Raw genomic sequence first — 4,944 nt, forward strand, 5'->3', positions numbered from 1 at the left:
GGCGGGCGGCTCGGCGGGCGGCTCGGCGGGCGGCTCGGCGGGCGGCTCGGCGGGCGGCTCGGCGGGCTCGGCTGCCCCGCGGGATGGACGCCGACGAACTACTTCAGCAGACGGGACAGCCGCCGATCGGCCAGCGGCTGCCCCCCGGTCTGGCAGGTGGGGCAGTACTGCAGGGAGGTGTCGGCGAAGGACACCTCGCGCACGGTGTCGCCGCAGCGGGGGCAGGGCAGCCCGGTGCGGCCGTGCACGGACAGGCCGCTCTTCTTCTCCGCCTTGAGCCGGCCGGCGGCCAGCCCCGCCGCTCGTCCCACCGCGGTGCGCAGGATGTCGACGACGGCCCGGTGCAGCCGCCGCACGTCCTCGGGGGAGACGTTGCCCGCCGGCTTGAACGGCGAGAGTCCGACCTCCCAGAGGACCTCGTCGCTGTAGGCGTTGCCGAGCCCGGCGATCCGCGACTGGTCGACGAGCACACCCTTGACCTGGCTGCGCAGGCCGTACAGCAACTCTGCAAGCAGCTGCTCGGTGAAGTCCGGCGACAGCGGGTCGACGCCCAGCCGCGCGATTCCCGGCACCTGCTCCGCGGCCTGCACGACGTACACCGCCAGCTTCTTCTGCGTACCGGCCTCGGTCAGGTCGAAGCCCGACCCGTCGTCGAGGTGCAGGCGCAGGCCGAGCGGCCCCTTGCCCATGCGCGGGGGCGCGGGCGGGAGCGATTCCTTCCACTGCAGCCAACCGGCACGGGCCAGGTGGACGACCAGGTGGAGCCCGCTGCTGTCACCGGGGAAGTCCTCGCCGATGCCGACATCGAGGAACTTCCCGTGCCGCGCGACCGAGGTGATCTCCAGGCCGGCGAGCGCCGTGACCGGCGGGTCGTAGGTCTTGAGCACGTGGATGCCGGGCACGTCGACCCGCGCGACGACCCGGCCGACCGTCCGATCGCGCAGGAAGGCGGCCAGTGCCTCGACCTCGGGCAGCTCCGGCATGAGGGACCTCGGGGAAGGCGGTACCGGCGGGACGCTGTCACCGTACGGGCGCTGTCGACGCCTGATGTCATCATGACGAGAACGGGAGGAGCCAGATGTCGTCGACCGCCCTGCTGACCGACCGCTACGAGCTGACCATGCTCGAGGCGGCGCTGGCGAGCGGGCTGGCCGGCCGGCGCGCGGTCTTCGAGGTGTTCACCCGCCGGCTGCCGCCGGGGCGGCGTTTCGGCGTCGTGGCCGGCCAGGGACGGCTGGCGGCGCTCCTGCCGCGGTTGCGGTACGGCCCGGACGAGCTGGCCGCGCTGGACTTTCTCGGCCCGCAGGCCTGCAGCTGGCTGGACGGGCGGGAGCTGGACTTGGACATCAGCGCCTATCCGGAGGGCGAGACCTACGGACCCGGATCGCCCGTCCTGACCGTCGAAGGCTGCTTCGGCGAGGGGTTGCTGCTCGAGACGCTGGTCCTGTCGGTGCTCAACCACGACACGGCGGTCGCCTCCGCCGCCGCCCGGATGGTGCTCGCCGCGGCCGGCCGGCCGCTGCTGGAGATGGGCGGACGGCGCACCCACGAACAGGCCGCCGTCGCCGCGGCGCGGGCGGCGTACGTCGCCGGCTTCGCGATGACCTCGAATCTCGAGGCGGGGCGGCGGCACGGGATCCCGACCGCCGGCACCAGCGCCCACGCCTTCACCCTGGCGCACGCGGACGAGCAGGAGGCCTTCGCCGCGCAGGTCGCGGTGCTCGGTACCGGCACGACACTGCTGGTGGACACCTACGACACCGAGCAGGGCATCCGCCACGCGGTGGCCGCCGCAGGTCCGGGGCTCGGCGGCATCCGGCTGGACAGCGGCGATCCCGCGGAGCAGGCGGGCCGCGCCCGGGCGCTGCTCGACGAGCTCGGTGCCACCGGCACCCGTATCGTCTGCACCGGCGACCTCGACGAGCACAGCATCGCGGCGCTGGCCGGGGCGCCGGTCGACGTCTACGGCGTCGGCACCGCCGTGGTCACCGGTTCCGGGTCGCCCACAGCGGGTTTCATCTACAAACTGGTCGCCATCGCCCGGGAGCCGGGCCGGGACGCCCCGCTCGTCCCGGTGGCCAAGCGCTCGATCGGCAAGGCGACGTCCGGCGGGCGCAAGTGGGCCTACCGCACCGCCGAGGGGGACGTGCTGCGACTCACGCCCGGGGGCCCCGGCCGCCCGTTGCAGGTCCCCCTTTCCGTCGACGACGACCCGGCGGCCGCGCGTGCCCGCTGCGCCGCAGCACTCGATGCCCTGCCCGAACCGGCCCGCCGGCTGACACCCGGTGCCGCCGCCTGGACCGCTTCCCTGGAGGAGACATGACCCAGACCTACGACCCGCGTACCGCCCTGGTGGTCGTGGACGTGCAGAACGACTTCGCCGACCCCGCCGGCGGGCTCTACGTCGCCGGTGGCGAGCAGGTGGTGGCCGCTGCCAACGCCGAGATCGAGGCGGCGACAGCCGCGGGGGCGGCGGTTCTCTACACCCAGGACTGGCACCCCCCGGACACGCCGCACTTCGCGGTCAACAATCCCGAGGGCGACGGCACCTGGCCGGTGCACTGCGTGCAGGACACCTGGGGCGCCGCGCTGCACCCCGAGCTCGTGGTGCGCGGAGAGGTCGTCCGCAAGGGCGAGCACGGCGAGGACGGCTACTCCGGCTTCACGATGCGCGACCCGGTCACCGGCGAGAACGTCGGGACGCCGCTCGCCGGGAGACTACGCGGACACGGTGCCGAGCGACTGGTCGTGCTCGGGCTGGCCACGGACTACTGCGTTCGCGCCACCGCGCTCGAGGGGCGGGAGCACGGCTGGCCGGTCACGGTGCCGTGGGCGGCTGTACGTGCGGTCGACCTGCAGCCGGGCGACGGCGAGCGCACCCGGGAGGAGCTGCTCTCGGCAGACGTCGTCATCGCATGACGCGTCCGCCGCCCGCGGACGAGCGGACCTGGCTCGCCTCCTACGACCCGGCCGCGTTCCCGCCCTTCGCCGTCACCGTGGACGTCGTGCTGCTGACGGTGCGCGAGGGCGCGCTCAGCGTGCTGCTCGTCGAGCGCGACACCCACCCCTTCCGCGGCGCGCGGGCCCTGCCCGGCGGGTTCGTCCGCCCGGAGGAGGACCTGGAAGCAGCGGCGGTACGTCGGCTCGAGCGCGAGACCGGCGTACGCCGGGACGCGGCCCACGTCGAGCAGCTCGGCGCGTACGGCGACCCGCACCGAGACCCGCGGATGCGCGTGGTCTCGGTCGCCTACCTGGTGTTCGCGCCGGACCTGGCCCCACCGGTGCCGGGACGCCGCACCCGGTCGGTGGCGTGGTTCCCGACCGGCGCGGTGAGCGGGGCCGCGCTGGCCTTCGACCACGGGCGGGTACTGGCCGCCGGTGTGGAGCGGGCCCGCGCGAAGCTCGAGTACTCACCGCTGGCCGCCGCGTTCGTCGGCGAGGTGTTCACGGTTGCCGAGCTGCGCCGGGTGTACGAGGCGGTCTGGGGCCGGGCGCTCGATCCGCGCAACTTCCACCGCAAGGTGACGGGTACACCAGGCTTCCTGGTGCCGGTCGGCCGGCCGGCGCCGGTCGGCCCGGAGGGGGGGCGGCCGGCCGCGCTGTTCCGCCGCGGCCCCGCGACGCTGCTGCACCCGGCGATGCTGCGCCAGGCCGCCCGCTGAGCCGGCGCCGGAGGATGGCCGACCGCGCACTCGGTCACCGGGCCCGGACACGGCGACGCCCGGCCTCTCCGAGGGAGGCCGGGCGTTGCTGCGGTGCGGGAGTACCGGCTCGGTGAGCAGCCGCGCCGGGTCGTGCCGTGCGGGCGCTGGAGCTAGACGGCGCGGGCGGTCCGTTCCCGGCGGGCGGCGACCAGCAGGCCACCACCGGCCAGCAGGAGCAGCGCGCCGAGCTCGACCAGCAGAGCCGCGTCGGTCCCGGTGAAGGGCAGCACGCTGGGAGTGGTGCGGGCCGAGGACGGTGCGGCGGCTGCGCTGACCGCCGAGCCGGCGAGCACGGTCGAGGGGTGGCCATGGGGGACCACCTGCTGCGAGGTGACCGGCTGCAGGCCGAGCACGACCGGGCCGCTGGCGGCCTGGCCGAGCGTCAGCTCCTGGATCGTCTGGTTCTCCCCGAGCGGCGTGACCGTGCCCTGTGCGGTGACGACCGACTCGGCGTTGGCTGCGGCCTGGTCCACCGTCGTCCCGTTGAGCGGCAGGTCGCCACTGCTGTCGCCGGCCGGGAAGATCAGCTCGCAGCCAGCCATGACCGGACCTGTCACCGGCACCGTCGGGCAGACCACCGTCACGGCCGGGCCGACGCCCTCGGACGAGCCCGGCACGGCACAGCCGGTGGCGAACAATTCCTGGTCGCCCTGACCGGCGAAGGTCAGGGTCTGGCCGTCCACGACGTAGTCGAACGGCGGGATGATGTCGCGGCCGTCCTGGTGGCTCTCGCCGGCGTGGCCGTTCAGCGCGCCCTGCTTGCTCACCGTGAGGATCACGTACGGGTTGGTCGCACTGCCGGTGGCGTGGCAGATCGTGACCCGGTCGGCATCCTGCTCACCCAGCGCCGACAGCGTGGCGGCAGGCACGTCGCAGCCGCTGGCGAGGATGCTCTGGTCACCCTGCCCGGCGAAGGTCTTCGATGTGCCGTGGTCGTTGTAGTCGAACGGCGGGATGATGTCGCCGCCGTCCTGGTGACCGTCACCGGCGTGGCCGCTCAAGGCGCCGTTCTTGTTCACCGTGATCAGCACGTACGGGTTGGTCTCGCTGCCGGTGGCGTGGCAGATCGTGACCCGGTCGTTCTTGTTGCCCCTGTTGGCGGGCGTGTCGGGCTTGGCGGCGGTCCGCGGCTTGCGGTCGTTGCTCAGGACGCCGACGCCGCCAGAGTTGCTGGCCGAGTTGGGCTTGCTGGCCGAGTTGGGCTTGCTGGCCGAGTTGGGCTTGCTGGCCGAGTTGGGCT

At 74.1% G+C, this 4,944-nt stretch carries 5 protein-coding genes; 3 read left to right on the forward strand and 2 right to left on the reverse strand.

Going from position 1 to position 4,944, the window contains the following annotated elements; genetic code table 11:
* Nucleotides 1–98 precede the first annotated feature (98 nt).
* Nucleotides 99–983: a DNA-formamidopyrimidine glycosylase family protein gene (locus WD794_02980; GenBank protein MEX2289272.1), complete on the reverse strand. Its 885-nt coding sequence runs from the start codon at nt 981–983 to the stop codon at nt 99–101.
* Nucleotides 984–1,078: 95 nt separating this feature from the next.
* Here WD794_02980 and WD794_02985 point away from each other — a divergent pair, with 95 nt between their 5' ends.
* The 3 genes from WD794_02985 to WD794_02995 are packed head-to-tail and all read left to right on the forward strand — an operon-like array spanning nt 1,079 to nt 3,662.
* Nucleotides 1,079–2,323 (forward strand): nicotinate phosphoribosyltransferase, encoded by a 1,245-nt coding sequence (locus tag WD794_02985; GenBank protein ID MEX2289273.1) that lies wholly within the window; start codon nt 1,079–1,081, stop codon nt 2,321–2,323.
* Nucleotides 2,320–2,919: an isochorismatase family protein gene (locus WD794_02990; protein ID MEX2289274.1), complete on the forward strand. Its 600-nt coding sequence runs from the start codon at nt 2,320–2,322 to the stop codon at nt 2,917–2,919. Before WD794_02985 ends, WD794_02990 begins: the two co-directional genes overlap by 4 nt.
* Nucleotides 2,916–3,662 carry an NUDIX domain-containing protein gene (locus WD794_02995; protein ID MEX2289275.1) on the forward strand — a complete coding sequence of 249 codons (747 nt, stop codon included), beginning with the start codon at nt 2,916–2,918 and terminating at the stop codon, nt 3,660–3,662. Before WD794_02990 ends, WD794_02995 begins: the two co-directional genes overlap by 4 nt.
* Before the next feature lie 152 nt (nt 3,663–3,814).
* On the opposite strand, the gene WD794_03000 is transcribed toward WD794_02995, so the two are convergent.
* The coding region (locus WD794_03000; GenBank protein MEX2289276.1) for a hypothetical protein at nt 3,815–4,944 on the reverse strand (1,130 nt) is incomplete at its 5' end.

The sequence above is a fragment of the Mycobacteriales bacterium genome (assembly GCA_040902655.1).
Classification (GTDB): Bacteria; Actinomycetota; Actinomycetes; order Mycobacteriales; family SCTD01; genus SCTD01.